Annotated in this window: 13 protein-coding genes and 1 other annotated feature (1 of these 14 only partly in view); of the genes, 2 read left to right on the forward strand and 11 right to left on the reverse strand. The window is 53.9% G+C overall.

All coding sequences use genetic code 11. The annotated features are described in order from the left end of the window. Positions 1-115: a binding site (T-box leader), on the reverse strand (it extends 112 nt beyond the left edge of the window). 197 nt (positions 116-312) lie between these two features. Then, entirely contained in the window at positions 313-810 is a 498-nt protein-coding gene (locus ACFOUO_RS08030) for a CcdC family protein (RefSeq protein WP_380704000.1), read from the forward strand. Positions 811-941: 131 nt separating this feature from the next. Next, positions 942-2,447 carry a M1 family metallopeptidase gene (locus ACFOUO_RS08035; protein WP_380704002.1) on the forward strand — a complete coding sequence of 502 codons (1,506 nt, stop codon included), beginning with the start codon at positions 942-944 and terminating at the stop codon, positions 2,445-2,447. A gap of 48 nt (positions 2,448-2,495) precedes the next feature. Here the strand turns inward: ACFOUO_RS08035 and ACFOUO_RS08040 are convergent, their stop codons facing one another. From ACFOUO_RS08040 to ACFOUO_RS08090, 11 genes are all read right to left on the reverse strand, one after another. Further along, positions 2,496-3,017 carry a GNAT family N-acetyltransferase gene (locus ACFOUO_RS08040; protein WP_380704004.1) on the reverse strand — a complete coding sequence of 174 codons (522 nt, stop codon included), beginning with the start codon at positions 3,015-3,017 and terminating at the stop codon, positions 2,496-2,498. 160 nt (positions 3,018-3,177) lie between these two features. Next, the gene (locus tag ACFOUO_RS08045; protein ID WP_380704006.1) at positions 3,178-3,666 is read right to left on the reverse strand and encodes a DUF523 domain-containing protein; all 489 of its coding nucleotides are present in this window, start codon (positions 3,664-3,666) and stop codon (positions 3,178-3,180) included. Between the two features lie 211 nt (positions 3,667-3,877). Then, positions 3,878-4,918: a DNA polymerase III subunit delta gene (holA, locus tag ACFOUO_RS08050; RefSeq protein WP_380704008.1), complete on the reverse strand. Its 1,041-nt coding sequence runs from the start codon at positions 4,916-4,918 to the stop codon at positions 3,878-3,880. Positions 4,919-4,932: 14 nt separating this feature from the next. Next, positions 4,933-5,655, reverse strand: coding sequence for an anti-sigma factor family protein (locus ACFOUO_RS08055; RefSeq protein ID WP_380704010.1), 723 nt, complete (start codon positions 5,653-5,655; stop codon positions 4,933-4,935). Beyond that, positions 5,652-6,203 carry an RNA polymerase sigma factor gene (locus tag ACFOUO_RS08060; RefSeq protein ID WP_380704012.1) on the reverse strand — a complete coding sequence of 184 codons (552 nt, stop codon included), beginning with the start codon at positions 6,201-6,203 and terminating at the stop codon, positions 5,652-5,654. Before ACFOUO_RS08060 ends, ACFOUO_RS08055 begins: the two co-directional genes overlap by 4 nt. Before the next feature lie 105 nt (positions 6,204-6,308). Beyond that, the gene (locus ACFOUO_RS08065; RefSeq protein ID WP_380704014.1) at positions 6,309-6,638 is read right to left on the reverse strand and encodes a hypothetical protein; all 330 of its coding nucleotides are present in this window, start codon (positions 6,636-6,638) and stop codon (positions 6,309-6,311) included. Between the two features lie 81 nt (positions 6,639-6,719). Beyond that, a complete protein-coding gene (locus ACFOUO_RS08070; RefSeq protein WP_380704016.1) occupies positions 6,720-6,938 on the reverse strand; it encodes a hypothetical protein in 219 nt (72 codons plus the stop codon). 95 nt (positions 6,939-7,033) lie between these two features. After that, positions 7,034-7,969: a pseudouridine-5'-phosphate glycosidase gene (locus tag ACFOUO_RS08075; RefSeq protein ID WP_380704018.1), complete on the reverse strand. Its 936-nt coding sequence runs from the start codon at positions 7,967-7,969 to the stop codon at positions 7,034-7,036. Beyond that, positions 7,953-9,074, reverse strand: a complete 1,122-nt coding sequence (locus tag ACFOUO_RS08080) for a carbohydrate kinase (RefSeq protein ID WP_380704020.1) — start codon at positions 9,072-9,074, stop codon at positions 7,953-7,955. The genes ACFOUO_RS08075 and ACFOUO_RS08080 overlap by 17 nt, the downstream gene beginning before the upstream one ends. 168 nt (positions 9,075-9,242) lie before the next feature. Beyond that, positions 9,243-11,651 (reverse strand): DNA internalization-related competence protein ComEC/Rec2, encoded by a 2,409-nt coding sequence (locus tag ACFOUO_RS08085; protein ID WP_380704022.1) that lies wholly within the window; start codon positions 11,649-11,651, stop codon positions 9,243-9,245. Positions 11,652-11,779: 128 nt separating this feature from the next. Then, the gene (locus tag ACFOUO_RS08090) at positions 11,780-14,137 is read right to left on the reverse strand and encodes a transglycosylase domain-containing protein (protein WP_380704024.1); all 2,358 of its coding nucleotides are present in this window, start codon (positions 14,135-14,137) and stop codon (positions 11,780-11,782) included. Between the last annotated feature and the right edge of the window lie 153 nt (positions 14,138-14,290).

Here is a 14,290-nt window from a genome sequence, read left to right on the forward strand (position 1 = left end):
ATTTCGGGAGGACAGCTCCGAAGCCCATTCACACGGCGGCCCCACCGGCTCGCACCATCCGCCGGTTCTCTGGGCGGGCCCGTCCCGCGCTACTCTTCTCCATCATCGCCTCTTGATTCAAATGATATCGTCTTCTATCATACTCTCGGTATCTTTGATACGCAACGCCTTTCTTCTCCATTGTATCCGGAAAAACAACCCCCCAGTCAATTTGTCCCCTATTAGATGGTATAATACGGATCAGAGAAGGAAATCTGTACAAGGGATGAATGGAAACGTCCTCTGCTCTGCTAGAAAGGAGACCCTTAATCGATGGGACAGCCGCTCCCGGTCAATCATCTGACTGTTACCCTAGGGACAGTAATCATGGCCCTGATGTTTATCATTATTCGTCTCCGATCAGCCCGGAAGCCGACGAATCGAATGAAAATCCTCATGCCCCCCGTCGGTATGAGTACGGGATTCCTCATGTTTCTCTATCCACCGGCGCGCATTCCTCTCTCCTGGGGACTGGCTGCCTTCATGATCGGGGCAGTCCTCTTCGCTTATCCCCTGATCCGAACCTCCCGCTTCCACCTGGTGGACGGCGACATCTACTTAAAACGATCCAAAGCCTTCATCTGGATTTTGTTCGTGCTGTTGGGAGTGCGGATGTTAGCCCATGAATATGTGGAACAATTGATCACCCTGCAACAGACGGCAGGAATCTTCTTCGTCCTCGCTTTCGGGATGTTGCTTCCCTGGCGATTAGCGATGTATCGGCAATATCAGCAAATCCGAAAACAGGTGGAAACGACAGCGGTGGAGTGAAAACCACCGCCCTTTTGTCGTCGGGTGTCAGAATAAGGGAAATGTTTCTCTGATTTTGTTGTACCATGGAAGGAAATCTCCTTAGGGCCTCGAATTAATGGTATCGAGAGCCAAATAAAGGAGGTTTTTTCATGATGGGAAAAATCCCACTCCGTCGTTTTCTCATGCTGGGGACTGCTGCCCTGTTAATCGGGTCGGCCTTTCTACCGGTTCCCACCCGAGCAAAAGAAAAAACGGAAATAACCAAAGTGCCCGGTGCCTATCACCCCTCATCCCAGGTCGGGATCAAAGAGTTGCACCCGTCTCCGATCCCTCGTGGGAAAGCCAAGTCAAACAGCAAGATACTCGGCCCCTCCAACCCCGACTATACGATGGACGTCCGTTACAACAGCAAAAAACACCGGATCGACGGAACCATGACCGTCCGCTTCCAAAACGATTTGAATAAGAAGATGAAAGATCTTTGGTTCAATGTCTGGGCCAACGCCGAATCCTTCACGAAGCAAGGCGGTGGAGTACAAATCCATCAAGTCAAGGTGGACGAATATCCCTCCGATTTCACTCTGAAGGAAACGAGACTCCATATCACAGGCCTAGCGATCCCCAAAAACGACCCAGTCAAGGTGCAGATGTCTTTTACCGTCCAGGTGCCCGAGGCTCGGGACCGCTTCGGTTGGGACGGCACTACCGTCTCCTTGGGAAACTGGTTCCCGATCCTGGCGACTTACGATGATGAAGGCTGGAACGTGGACCCCTATTTCCCCTACGGGGAAAGCTTTTACTCTCTGACCGGAGACTTTGATGTTCGGTTGACCACAGAAAAGGAACAGGTAATAGCCGCAACCGGTACGGAAAAGGGAAAACCCAAAGTCTACGGCAAATGGGCAACCCATCGTTACATTGCCAAAAATGTGCGTGACTTCGCCATCGAGATGGACCCTACTTACAAAGTGAAATCCGGCATGGCCGGCAAGGTGAAAGTCAATGTCTACTATACGGATAAACACGCCAAATTTGCTGACGCCATGCTGGAATCTGGGATTGATTCAATCAATCTTTTCAGCAAAAAGTTCGGAAAGTATCCCTGGCCGGAACTGGACGTGGTCAGCATGGAAGGCTGGTTCGGCGGGATGGAATATCCTCAGTTGATTATGATTTCGCTCCACGAAGACCCAAAGGAAGAGTGGGTAAAATCCGTCGTCGCCCATGAGAATGGCCATCAGTGGTTCTATGGCCTCATCGGTAACAACGAATACGATGAACCCTGGTTGGACGAGTCATTTGCCACCTTCTCCGAGGCCCTATACGACAAAAGTCTCGATTCCCTAAGTGTCTCTCCCCCTGAAGAACCTTATTACCACCTTTCCTCTCCCGTGTCCACTTTCACTGCCCGGGGCGAACAAGGAATTAACGCCTACTACCATATGATATACTCCTATGGCGCCTCCACTTTAAATGACCTGCGTATGGAACTAGGGAATCGCCAGTTCTACCAGTCGATGCAGGCTTACTTCAAGGAGAAAAGGTACGGGATCGCCACCACCCGCGACTTTATCCGCATCATGGAAGAGACCAGCGGTCAGGACCTTTCCTCCTTCTTCCGAAACCACCGCGTCTACCTGACCGATCAGGAGTAAACACACAAGAGCCAGGCTATAAAGCCTGGCTCTTGTGTGTTGTCGCAATCAAAGCGGGCCCCATACACTGAACAGATGAACCCGTCTTCCGTTCAACATGAGATCACGTTCGATCTCCATCCCCACTGCCTTCGCCACTGATGCAGAAGCTTTGTTTTCCGATTGCACTAAAGCGATCAGGCGTTTTTTTCCCAATTGGCGAAAGCCATAATCGCGGAATGCCCCGGCAGCTTCTTTTGCCAGCCCTTGTCCCCACCATTCCGGCGCCAACCAGTAACCGATTTCCCACTCCGCACATCCGTCCAAGTTCTGCCGGACAATTCCCGCATGGCCCACCCGGCAGCCTGTAGATTTGTCAATGGCCAAGAAGAGACCCGCCCCGCTGTCCACGCTAGCGGAAACGAGCCACCGATGAAGGGTGCGAGCCGCCTCTTTCGCGGTTTTCGTTCTTCCACTCCCTATGTAACGGACCACCTGAGGGTCTCCCCAAAGCGAGGCGTAAAATTCAAGGTCATCCAGGGTGTAAGGGCGAAAAACAAGTCGATGGGTTTCCGGAAGTCTCCCGGTCATGGATGCTGACAGTCTCCTTTCGTCATCAACCGAAAGCAGGCTACGGCTGGGTTTTTCATCTCTGTCTTCCGGATCATCGCCCCATACTCCTCTCTTTTTAAGAAATCCAAAAGCAAAAAAGCCGTTGAGAAACGGCCTCCGAAGGAGATCGTAATCCCCCTTATTCCTCATCTTGTCCCTTTTCTTTCTCCTTATCCTCCATCCCTTCCCATGTTTCTTCCGAAGTGACTCGGATTCCGTGACGGCGCAGGAGGGCTGCGGTGACGCCGAGGCCGGGCTTTTTGACACCACTGAAAGTGCCATCGTAAATCATGCAACTTCCACAGGAAGGACTCCGCTCCTTGAGGATCGCTTCCGTTGCCCCAACGGAGCGGGCCATATCCAGCACTTCCCTCGCTCCAGCCAAGAATTCGGGAGTCACATCCTTACCAGTATTGTCGATCACCTTCGCTTTGCCGTCCAGAACGTCCTCACCATCTCCTCCGATAATTTCTGCAGGAGGGCGGGGTGTGGGCAAACCACCCAACTGCTCGGGGCAGACAGGGAGTGCCCGTCCTTCCTTTACCAGTCGCTGAATCTCACCGACTCGGTTGTGCCCTTTCTTATAGGTACAATGGATGCCCGCAAAGCATCCGCTCACAATCTTCATGGGGGTCACCCTTTCGACTAAATCATCCTCCAACCTCACCTCACTAGGTCTTCTCATTCCGGTAGGTTCGGATTTTTGCAAAGTCTTTTTAGCGTTTTTCTATACTCTTCCCTCTAAGCCCTTGTTTCAACGGGAAGGTTCCATAGTGGTGAACGAAGAAAAGCCCGGCTACGAGTAGCAGCGGGTTGGAGGATCGATTGAAAGCAGAGATTCAGGGGGCCGAACTGCCGATTCGCACCTCCGCTACCGACAAGAGCAGCCGTTCTACGGCTAAAGTTTTGTCGATCTGGCCAGATTTAATCATCCTGTCGGTCTCGATCGAGCGAGAGAGAAGATTTCGCAACGTCTCTTCGGAATAGGAACGTCCCTGGCGAAAAGCCAATTTGACAGGGTAAGGATGAACCTTGAGGAGCGAGGCGATTTCCCGCTCTCCCTTCCCTTGCTCTGACAGCACTTTCACTTGGAGCATCAGGCGAAACTGGCGGATGATCAGTGAAAGGATCCGGATGGGTTCCTCCCGGTTGCAGAGCAAGTCATAAAAAACGGCCAAAGCTTCCCCCGCCTGACGGCGTGCCACCCGATCCACCAATTTGAAAACGTCCTGTTCCATGGTCCGAGGAACCAGCTCAGCTACTGTATCCGGCGTAATCGTTCCTCCTGCTCCCACGTAAGCAGCCAATTTATCGATTTCCATGGATAACATCCGGAGATCTTGCCCTACCTGTTGGATTAGGCGCTCTCCAGCCTGGGGATGGATTTTGGCCTTCGTTTCTCCGAGACGAGCAGCCACCCAGGCGGAAAGCTCCTTCGGTTCCAAGGGGTTACAGACGACCTCTCGCACACGCTTTCTTAACTCCTTGACTACTTTCTTACGGGCATCCAGCTTTTCTGCTGGCACAGTCAAGATCAACACGTTTTCTTCCAGTGGGCGTTCTACATATCGAAGGAGTTCCTCCGGTCGGTGGTCGACCTTCTCCTTTCCTCGGGCTGCGGTCAGAAACCAAGCATTTCTTCCGATCACCACCCGCCGCTCTCCGAAAAACGAGGGGGTTTCAGCCTCCTGAATTAACTCCTGGATCGGAACTTCTTCTAAATCCATCACGGTCCGGTTCCAGGCCGAGCTTTCCCCGGAGAGAACCTGACTTTCAATCCGGGTACAGGCCTGTCCGATCAGAAAGGTTTCTGTCCCGTAAAAAAGATAGGCAGGGGCGATCTTACCCGCTTTTAATTCCCGCTCAAGTTTGCTATCCATCATGCCTACCTCCATTAACCCGGCCAAGGGCTTTTGCTCTCTGTTTTTGAAGCGGGGTCGATCTCCCGTATCTCACCCCGGCCTCCCTGTTTCGATTCTCGCCGGAGCCAAACAGACAGCTGTCTCTTCTCCCGCCATTCCATTTTGACGGCTGTCGCCCCTGAGGGCCAGGGCCGAGAGCGATACACCGTTTTACCACCCCCATTTTTGATGACCACCTGCTTCCCGATTACAGTAGCCCGGTATTTACCGTCTGGGGAGGAGACCGGCCCAGGACGTTCTTCCGTGCTTTGAATTCCTATGTCTCCATTCCGATCCCCAGATCCCGGTTGGCTCTGAATCCCGATCTCTCCGTTCTCGTCCGTCCCTTTTTCCTTTGTGGACGGACGTGTCTCTGTGGGCTGATCTTTTGAGACTGGATCGACGAAGGGGAGGGTCAACATAACCAGAACTGCAGCAGCAGCAGCCCCACCCGCCCGCAACCCCTTTCGCCTCCAACCATTGGCTGAAAGCTTTTCTTCTTCTGCAATTCTCTCCATAACCCGATCGGTGATGGAGTAAGGGGGCTCCACGTCAGGGAATCGAAACAGGCCACCGGAGAGATGATGCCACTCTGCCCTCTCCTGTGCACAGGCGGGGCAAGTTTGTATATGGTTCTCCAACTCTTTTTCCTCCCAGTTGGAGAGGTCACCATCCAGCTCTCGCTGGATCCAATCTCGATATTCTCGGCACCTCAAGGGAGTAGCCCCCCTTCCTGGTAATCGGCGAGCAACCGTTTCAACTTTTTTCTCCCGCGGAATAGGTGGGACTTCACCGTGCCTACAGGGAGTTCCATCGCCTCGGCAATCTCATCATAGGTATAATCCTGCAAATGACGAAGGACAACGACGATCCGTTCCGGCCCCTGCAAACGATCGATGGCCGAACGTACATCAGCGACCGTTCCCGTTCGCTCTACCGGACTTTTCGCTCCCTTGCCGGCTTCGGAGGCGACCTCTTCCATCAGAGGGACGGTCTTCTTTCGCTTGCGGGAAAGATCGATGGCCGTGTGAACGGCAATCCGCCGGGCCCACGTCTCAAACCGCGACTCTCCGCGGAAGCTGGAAAGTTTCCCGTAGATCCTCATGAGTGCTTCTTGGGCGGCGTCCAGCGCATCCTGCTCATTTCCTAGTAAATAGTAGGCTGTACGGTAGACCGGCTTTTCCACTTCCTTCAACAGCCGGGTCAGGGCCTGTCGGTCCCCCTTCCGGGCGCTATCAATCCACTCCGCTTCGACCACGCCCATCCCTCCTATTCTTCAGACGACGAAAACGTCCGAAAAGTTGCGGCGGTTCTCCCGAAAAAAGGAAATCGCATGGGAAGAAGACTTGACTTCTCTTCCTGACATGCTTCATTGTACCATAGAGAACCTTTCTCTCGGCGGAGAGCAGGCTGATGGAATCCGTTCTACAATCGGGTGAAAGGGGAGCTGGAAGAAGCCCTTCGGACAATCAACCTGCCCGCCCTCCACCTTTTCCGCCCCTCCCTCCTTTTGGGGAAAAGGCAGGAAACCCGGATCGGTGAAACTGCGGCAGCCAAGTTGCTCCCCTTTCTCCCGCCCCTGCTGAGGGGCCCCCTGAGAAAATACCAGTCCGTACCGGGTAAAACCGCCGCCGCTGCGATGTACCGTGCTGCCCGCTCCGATGATCACGGCGTCTGTATCCACGAGTCCGATGATCACCCGATTGGGAATGCTAGAATAGAAAAATCCCCAACTATTGCTGGGGAGTCCCGTTGCATGTTTATTGATGATTTCACCGCATCAAGAAAACGTTCCCAGACATATGGATGCCCCGATCAAAATCAGGCCTCCGATCAACCAAACCGTTGATCGCTTCCGGTCTACCCGTTTTTGTTCCCGGCCCTTCATTCCTTCCACGTGGGCGTCCCTGTAGCTTCCGCCGGGGTTACCCATCGCCCCCATCGAAGCAAACAGCATCAACGCACCGATGATCCCCAACACCCAACTGAGCGTCTGCAACAACGCGGTATCCTTTGTGTTCTTCTAACATCGAGAACCGCTCCTGCCTGAACATTCACCTGGAGGAAGGCTTCACATAGGCGGCTTCGCCACCGTCACTGATCCTTCCCTTGCAATCCGATCAAGCCCCGTGCCACTTCTGCCGCAAGACGGGCGTTGTTTTTTACCAGGGCGATGTTGGTAGCGAGACTCCGTCCTTCGGTTAGGGTTTTCACTTCTCCCAGCAGGAAAGGAGTCACATCCTTACCCGTGATTCCTCGATCTTTCGCTTTTTCCAACGCTTGCTCGATGATGGTATCCATCTCTCCTTCATCCAGGGCATCCGCTTTGGGGACCGGGTTAGCAATGACGGCACCGCCCGCCAGGCCCAGCTCCCATTTCACCTGTAACAGCCGGGCGATGTCCTTCGGCATCGACAGCTGGGTATCCACCGGAAAACCGCTCTTGCGACAGTAGAAAGCCGGGAATTCCTCCGTACCGACCCCAATCACCGGGACGCCACGCGTCTCCAGATACTCCAGGGTCAATCCGATATCGAGGATCGATTTAGCACCCGCACAGACAACCGCTACGTTGGTTCGTGACAACTCCTCCAAATCGGCAGAAATATCCAGGGTATCTGCTCCCTGCCGGTGGACCCCACCGATCCCCCCGGTGGCAAAGATGGGGATTCCTGCCCAGGCGGCAACAATCATGGTTGCCGCCACGGTGGTAGCTCCATCACGACCGGTGGCGATCACCCAGGGAAGGTCCCGGCGGCTGACTTTCATCACCTCGCTACTTTGGGCCAGCTTTCGGATCTCCTCCTCTTCCAGCCCCACCCTCATTTTCCCCTCCAATATGGCGATGGTGGCGGGAACCGCCCCCTGTCTGCGAACTTCCTCTTCCAGCGCCAGAGCCGTGGTCACATTCTCTGGCCATGGCATCCCATGGGAAATGATCGTCGATTCCAGGGCAACGAGGGGACGACCCTGCTCCCTTGCATCTTTTACTTCCTGCGAAAACATCAGCACCTCATCGATGAATCCCATGATTCTCCTCCCATCGTTTTTGCATCCACGCCGGTGTCAAAGCCAGGGGAACACTCTGCTCGGATTCCAATGCCTCTTTGGCAAAGGCCATCCCAATGCGACAGGCTGTTTCTAGCTCCAGCTTGCGGCACAAACCGGCGATAACCCCGGCAGCGAAAGCATCCCCCGCCCCTGTCACATCGCGCACCTGGGCTTCCACGGGTGGAACTCGGCCCGCTTTCCCCTGTCCCTCCAGGTACACCGCCCCTTCCGGCCCCATCGTAATCACAACGCGCCGAACCCCGCGGCGAACCAACTCCTGACAGGCAGACTCTACATCCTGCCGCGAATGAACCATCCCGCCGGTCATCGCCCCGGCTTCCTCCCTGTTTCCAATCAAGAGATCCACCCCGACCAGGCTTTTAGGTAAGCGTTTCGCCTTGGAAGCAGAAACCGAGAGAATACACAACTTGACCGCTTCCGCTTTACTACGCTGGATCATCCACTCCAGCGCATCGGTCGGCAAATTGGTATCCACAGCGACCACTTCCGAATTCCGGATGCGAGGCCAGTTGGCCTCCATCATGGAAGCGGTCATTTCCTCGTAAACCTCCATGTCTGCTAAAGCCAGGAACAGTTCCCCGGAGAGGTCGAGGATCGCCGTGTAATTCCCTGTTCTGAATCCCGGAAGCTGACGGCTCAGACTCAGATCCACCCCGTGTTTTTCACATTCCTGAAAGAGCGCTCGCCCTTCCGCATCATCCCCGACCACCGTCATCAGGTAAGCGGGTAGTCCGACACGCCCCAAACTTTCTGCCACGTTGCGGGCGACTCCTCCAAAGGAGCGGTGAACGTGCACCGGGTTGGACGTATAGAGTTCCACCGGACCCCCAGTGCGAGCCTTTCGGTCGATGTTGGCTCCTCCGATGCAAACCACTCGTTCTGCCTCTGCCAGCATATAGGCCCGCCCCAGGATTCTCCCCTGCTTGATTAACCCAGCGATAATCCCTGCCACGGCGGATCGAGAAAGACCTAACTCACGCGCTAGCTCCTGCTGGCTGATAAACGGATTCTGCCTGATCGTTTCCAGGATAAATCCCTCTTTGTCAGTGATTGGCTTCTTCATAACCCCCCTCGCTTTCTATTGCTATTAAACACCTGTCTTAAATTTAAACTTATGTTTACTTTCGGTCAATAGAGCCCTATAAAAAAGGAGGGCTTCCCCATCAGCCAGGGTTGATCTCTCACGAGGAATAACGCAACCACGGGCTGCCGGATTTTCTTCGTCAATCCCCTACTCGTCAATGCCTCCCTCCATCATTTTCTCCACCCGCCATCGCCCTGGCCGGATGAATACCGTAAGCGCCCCATCCCGGTCGGTTCGCCAAATGCGACTTCCTTGCTCCTTTAGTCGTTTGAGCACTTCAGGGGTCGGATGTCCGAAACGGTTGTTCCGCCCAGCGGAGATGATTGCTTCACGGGGGCGAATGCCCTGTAACCAATCGGTTCCTGTGGAGGTGCGGCTGCCATGATGGGCAACTTTTAGCAAGTCGACCGGAGGAAGCTTCCACCTGGACAAAATCTTCTTCTCCACATCCTCTCCGATGTCCCCTGTGAACAGAAGGCGCTTCCCTGCGGCCTGCAGCAAAAAAACCACGGAATCATCGTTGGTTCCTTCCGTTACCTTCCGGGTCAAATCATCCCCGACCGGGTGAAGGAATTGCCAGGAAACTCCCCTCTCCAACCGACGGGGCCCCTTCGGTGGTAAATAGATCCGAGCGCCGGATTCTCGCAACGTCTCCATCAACTCAACCTCCAATGACGATTGTGGCGGATGGGCATTACGAATGACCCCCTCAACAGGAATACGGCTTACCACTGCCGCCAGCCCGCCAATATGATCAGCATCCCCATGGGTCATAACCAGCCAGTTAATCCGGTTAATCCCCCGGTAACGGAGAAAAGGAAGCAGGGCTTGCTCCCCAACATCGTACGATTGCCGTTTCTCCCGCCATCTCTCCTGGGAAAAGGGGAGGGAACCTCCACCATCCACCAGGATCACTTGCCCTTCTGGGGTTTCAATCACCGCACAATCTCCTTGGCCCACATCGAGGAAGGTGATCCGAAGCTCTTTTTCGCCAGTGAACGCCTGGGGGAGAAGAATAATAACAACCATGACCACCAGAGAGATTCCTCCCCGTTGCCGTCGTCGCAGGGAACCACCAGTCCAGCTCCTCAGCAGGTATAAAGCAGCCGCTCCATAACCGGCCATCCACCAAACCGACGGCTTTCCCCCAGATCGTTGCGCCCCTTTCCAGTCTGCCAGTAGTCCCAACCAATCGAAAAGACTGGACAAAATCTTCGAAGACAGCTGGGCGGGAAGCCAAGACAACCCCGGATGTATAAGAGAAAGGAGTAGCGCCACGTAAGAAAGAGGAACTGCGATAAGGCTGATCACCGGGACGACAACCAAATTAACACCCCAGGAGATCCAGGAAAGATAATGAAAATGGAAGAGAAGCAAAGGGAAAGAGGCCACTTGGGCCGTCAACATGATAGCGACAGCGTTGTTGACCGACTTCCAGGGAAAAGGAAGTACACGGGCTATAGGACCCGCAGCCATCAACAGAGCCCACGTCACCCCGAAAGAAAGCTGAAAGCCCGCTTCAAATAGCGCATACGGCTTCAGCCACAACAACAAAAGAGCGGCTGCACCCAAAAAAGAAAGGCTGTCCCCTTGTTTTCTGCAAAGAAGAGCGATCAGCCCCAGTTCCGCCATCACCCCCGCCCGCACGACCGGCTCTCCTGCTCCGGTGAGCAAGATATAGAGCGGGATAAGAGCCATGGTAAAGATGGCCGCTTTCTCCCGGGTTACACCCGCTAGGGTGAGTCCCCCGAAAAAACAAGTGACGAAGATACCCATGTGCAGACCGGAAATAGCCAACAGGTGAACCAGTCCCAAGGTCTTGAAATCCTCTTCGGTAGCGGCTGGCACCTGTTTCCGCTCCCCCAGCAGCATCCCTCTGACGAGGCCCGCCGATTCTACCGGATATACGGTTTCCAGCCGCTCTCCCAAAAACCGGCGTATACGGTCTGCATAGCGAAGAAACCCTTCCGGCGGGGAAACCGTCAAGACCGTTCCCCACCCCTTCCCCTCCCCCACCCAGTGAATCTGCCGTCGATGGAGGTACTCCCGATAGTCAAAGGCACCGGGGTTACGTGACCGATCTGGAGGCTTCAACCGTAGAGGGAGAGTGATCCCCGTTCCCCTCTCCAGCCGATCAGCCGCTTGCTTCTCTGCTGGGCTCTTTAGGAACATACGGAGGAGGATCCTTTCCCCGTTCATCCGTACCCTTCCTTCTTCCGTCTCCATCCAGTCCACCGCCAACTCCGTCTGCAAACGATCCCCATCGATGTCCGGCAGGGAAGCGACTCGCCCCCACACAGTCCCTTCATGCGATGAACCGGAAAGGCGGGATACGTTGTGACCGTCCACCCAAGTAAAGTGAGCAGCTCCGGCAAAACAAGCCACCGTCAGCAAAGTCATGGTGAGATACCGGCGATGAAAGTAAAACACTCCGGCACCGACTGTTCCCACAAGAACGGTCGCAACCAACCACATCCACCAAGCAGTAGGGGTTCCCACCCCTAGAAAGATCCCAGATGCCCAACCCGCCGCTACGACAAATAAAGGCCGTTTCATCTCCACCTCCATTGATGGAAATATGACCCATTTCGACGAAGGTCGACATCATTCCTTCTCCGCCTATAACCCAATTGGGGTTATCCAAAAAAATAACACCTTCCGCAAAAACGGAAGGTGTTTCCTTATTAATCCCCTTGTTCTGACGGTGGGGGCGGCTGTGGGATGCCGACCTCGTCCCCCTGTTGGTCATCTCCCGGGTTTTCTGGATCATCGGGTGGCGGTGGACTATCACCATTCCCTTGTTGGCCACCTCCCGGATTTCCAGTCTCCGGATTGTCGTTGGAAGGAGGGGGAGTCTGCCGATCGGGCGGCTTCTGCGGGCCCTTCTCCCCATTGCCATCTCCGTCATTCTCCTCTTTCTTTTTCACCTTGTTGCATTCGAAACACTTGTAGGGGAGAGGAGACTGGTACTTAAATCGGTGCCCTGGGGGCGAGAGTTTGCTATCTTTCTTGGTAATCGCATTAAAGATCGCAGACCAGACGATCTTTGCCCGCTTGTCGTTGGGCAAGGATTTATTCTGGTCGTACCCAATCCAGACCCCGAGAGTGATGTCCGGCGTATAACCCATGAACCAAACATCGGACGTATTGTTGGTCGTTCCTGTTTTACCAGCTAGATCGTATCCCGGTGCCCGAGCTCCTATGTAATTCCCTGTTCCTTTTCGGACAACGTCCCGCAACATATCGGTCGTCCAATATGCGGCCCGGGAGGAGAACACCTGAACCGGATCTTGTTTGTGTTCGTATACCACCTTGCCATTGGCGTCCTCAATCCGCTGGATCATGAAAGGTTCATTGAACTTTCCTTGGTTGCCCAGCATGGCATAGCCTGCGGCCATCCGCTGGGGAGTGAACCCATAGGTGAATCCGCCGATTGCAGAGGCTTCTCCGTCATGCTCATGCACCGGAAAGTTCATCTTACGCAGGTAATCGAGTCCCGCTTGCACCCCTACTGCACGCAATGCCTTGATGGCCGGGATGTTGATCGATTTCATCAGAGCTTCCCGCGCGGTCATGGCTCCGTCGTAACGACGGGTGTAGTTACGGTAAACCCCGCTGGCATGGGCGAGAGGTTCGTCGATCATAATCGATTCCGGAGAGATGATGCCTCGATCAAGGGCTGGTCCGAAATCAAGGAGCGGCTTAATCGCAGAACCCGGCTGTTGGGGAGCATCATTTCCCAAAGCGCGGTTCACTTGGCTATCCTTAAAATTTCGTCCGCCCACAAAGCCCAGGGTAGCTCCGGTCTTCGTATCGAGAAGGGCGGCACCCACTTGCTCCTTGGCGTTCTTATACGTCCGCCCGTTCATCGTGTAGGTGATCGGTGAAGCGTATAAATCGTTATTCTGAGCCGCCTTGTTCATCGCCTTATAGACCTTTTGGTCGATGGTGGTATAAATCCGGTACCCCCCGGTTAGCACCTCTCCCCGGTATTTCTGAAGCGTGCTCCCATATTTGCCTTGTTTGCTCAACTTTTTCGGATCATTTCCATCCGCTTTCAAGAGAATCGAAGCAGCTTCCTCTTCCACGGCCATCGTGATGTAGGGGTATTTTGAATAAGCGTTTTTCTCCCCTTTTTTAGCCAAAGACTTCTTGATGTCAAATTGAGCCGCTTCCTTGTATTCCGCTTCGGTGATCTTCTTGTTTTCTACCATATTGCGTAGAACTGCCTTCATCCGCCGCTTTCCGTTTTTCAGGTATTTCTCGCCTCGGAAAGGATTATAAGCATTAGGGCGCTGCACCATGCCAGCTATATAGGCGGATTGGGCCAAATTGAGATCCTTGGCATCCTTACCGAACATCCCCTGAGCCGCTGCCTGAACACCCAGCATATTACGACCGGTTACCCCAGGACCGAAATAGACGCTGTTCAGATAAGCACCTAGAATCTTGTCCTTGGAGAAAAAATTATCCATCCGAACAGCCAGGAATATCTCTTTGGCTTTCCGTTCGAACGTTTTACCGCGATCATCCAGGATGGAGTTTTTCACGAGTTGCTGGGTAATCGTGCTTCCCCCGGTCTGGGCATCGGCGCCGGTCACCTTTTGGTAGACAGCCCGCATAATCGAACGGGGAACAATCCCTTCATGGGTGTAGAATTCCCGATCCTCAGTGGAAAGCAGGGCGTCAATTACGTGAGGGCTGACATCCTTCACCGTTACCACTTTCCGGTCCGCGTCGGTCCTCATCCGTCCGATGGGGGAACCGTCACGGAAATAAGCATAACTGGTCTGACTCCATTGTGAAATTTTCGATTCCAGTGTAGCTTTCTCACGGACTGGCTCGTCCTTGACCAACGATGCGACATATCCCGCCGCTGCACCTACTGTCGCCATCGTTCCCAGAAGGAAAATTGTAAACAAGACAGTCAGTGTGAAAAGAACGCTTTTCAGCCACGGGCGTCCTTTGTCAGGTTTTTTCTGCATTACCTGATTATTGTTCTTTTTCTTTAAAAGGGAAAAAGGTGATTGTTGATCTGCCACCGCTCTCCACCCTCCTTGCGTCTAGAATAATATTGTATCATATGATGGAAAATCCGGTGAGATGGTTTCTAAGAAAAAAGTCGATGGCAAATATGTGAACACCCTTATCGGAAAATTTATGGGATTGTCTCATTTCCGCTTTCTCCGTTCCCT

It is taken from the genome of Salinithrix halophila (assembly GCF_042650125.1).
Taxonomy (GTDB): domain Bacteria; phylum Bacillota; class Bacilli; order Thermoactinomycetales; family DSM-45169; genus Salinithrix; species Salinithrix halophila.

What these genes read in the sequence shown, in the direction of transcription:
- ACFOUO_RS08030 (WP_380704000.1), top strand. Translation starts at nt 313, where the DNA reads ATGGGACAGCCGCTCCCGGTCAATCATCTGACTGTTACCCTAGGGACA.
- ACFOUO_RS08035 (WP_380704002.1), top strand. Translation starts at nt 942, where the DNA reads ATGATGGGAAAAATCCCACTCCGTCGTTTTCTCATGCTGGGGACTGCT.
- ACFOUO_RS08040 (WP_380704004.1), bottom strand. Translation starts at nt 3,017, where the DNA reads ATGACCGGGAGACTTCCGGAAACCCATCGACTTGTTTTTCGCCCTTAC.
- ACFOUO_RS08045 (WP_380704006.1), bottom strand. Translation starts at nt 3,666, where the DNA reads ATGAAGATTGTGAGCGGATGCTTTGCGGGCATCCATTGTACCTATAAG.
- holA (WP_380704008.1), bottom strand. Translation starts at nt 4,918, where the DNA reads ATGGATAGCAAACTTGAGCGGGAATTAAAAGCGGGTAAGATCGCCCCT.
- ACFOUO_RS08060 (WP_380704012.1), bottom strand. Translation starts at nt 6,203, where the DNA reads ATGGGCGTGGTCGAAGCGGAGTGGATTGATAGCGCCCGGAAGGGGGAC.
- ACFOUO_RS08075 (WP_380704018.1), bottom strand. Translation starts at nt 7,969, where the DNA reads ATGGGATTCATCGATGAGGTGCTGATGTTTTCGCAGGAAGTAAAAGAT.
- ACFOUO_RS08080 (WP_380704020.1), bottom strand. Translation starts at nt 9,074, where the DNA reads ATGAAGAAGCCAATCACTGACAAAGAGGGATTTATCCTGGAAACGATC.
- ACFOUO_RS08085 (WP_380704022.1), bottom strand. Translation starts at nt 11,651, where the DNA reads ATGAAACGGCCTTTATTTGTCGTAGCGGCGGGTTGGGCATCTGGGATC.